The organism is Streptomyces sp. SL06 (assembly GCF_058244745.1).
In genome coordinates, this window is the sequence record NZ_JBSYOT010000002.1 from 681,401 (window position 1) to 682,686 (window position 1,286).

The 1,286-nt window shown below is 73.9% G+C and carries 1 protein-coding gene; it reads left to right on the plus strand.

The genetic code is table 11. From position 1 onward, the window contains the following. Positions 1 to 2: 2 nt before the first annotated feature. Complete coding sequence (locus AC4IHM_RS03395; RefSeq protein WP_490865591.1) at positions 3 to 851, plus strand: ABC transporter permease; 849 nt, start codon at positions 3 to 5, stop codon at positions 849 to 851. Positions 852 to 1,286: the final 435 nt, after the last annotated feature.

Below are 1,286 nucleotides of genomic sequence, written 5' to 3' on the forward strand. Positions count from 1 at the left end.
CCGTGACCACTCAGCTCACTCCTGCGCCCCGTCCGGCGGCGCCCCTCGCCGGGGCCGGCCGGGCGCCCGCGTTCGGGGGGAGTTCGCTGCTCACCCAGGTGCGGGTGCTGACCGGCCGGTCGCTGCGGGCCATGGTGACCGATCCGGGCATCGTGCTCTTCGGTCTGATCCAGCCGGTGGTCATCCTGTTCGTGCTGACCCAGGTGTTCAGCAAGATGGGCATGCCGCCGCACTTCCCCGACGGGGTCAGCTATCTGGACTACGTACTGCCCGCCGTCCTGGTGGACAACGCCGCCCAGTCGGCGATGCAGTCCGGGGTCGGTCTGGTCGAGGACCAGAAGAACGGCATGGTGGCCCGGCTGCGGTCGCTGCCGGTGCACCCGGGGGCGCTGCTGGCCGCCCGCAGCCTGGTCGGTCTGGTGCGCAGCGCCGTCCAAGTGCTGGTGATCATGGTGCTGGCGATGACCGTGCTCGGCTACTCGCCCAACGGCGGCCTGGCCGAACTGGCGCTGTCCGCGGGGCTGACGCTGTTCATCAGCTTCTCGCTCGGCTGGGCGTTCATCGCGGCCGGCGCCTGGCTGCGGCGGGCGGAGCCGCTGCAGAACCTCGCGCTGATCGTGATCTTCCCGCTGATGTTCGCCTCCAGCGCGTATGTCCCGGTCGAGGACCTGCCTGCCTGGCTGGCGGCGGTCGCGAGCGTCAATCCGCTGACGTACGCGATCGACGCGACGCGGGCGCTGGCGCTGGACGTGCCCGGCCTCGACCACGCGATCCCGGCCGTGGCGATCTGTGCGGTGATCGCCGTCGGCGGTGCCGTCGCCGCCCTGCGCGGCTTCCGCCGCCCCCTCTGACTCCCCGCACGACCACTCCCCCCAGAGTGCGGGGGGGGGACGAGGCCCGCGGACGCCCCACCCCGGCGTCCGCGGGCCCTTCCGTTTCCATGGCCTGTTCTACGGTCCGTGGTCTGTTTCTCCGGTCCGTTTCTGCGGTCCCGTTTCTGCGGTCCCGTTTCTGCGGTCCGTTTCTGGGGGCGGTGCCCGTCGCGGGCCGGTGCGTGGGGCGCGGGGGCGCGGGGCGGGGGCGGCGCGGCAGGGGCGTGGGCGGTTTCCGGTGTTCTGCGCGCGTAGCGGCCGGGCAGCGGCGCGTGGGGAAACGGGCACGGCAACCGCACGGCACCGCGCGGTGAGCGTACGGCGCGACGGCCGGCCCCGTGCGGTACGGGGCCGGCCGTCGCGACGGCCGTCGTCCGGCGGGAGGCAGTGGACCTCTCCTCGCCGGGCCGGGGG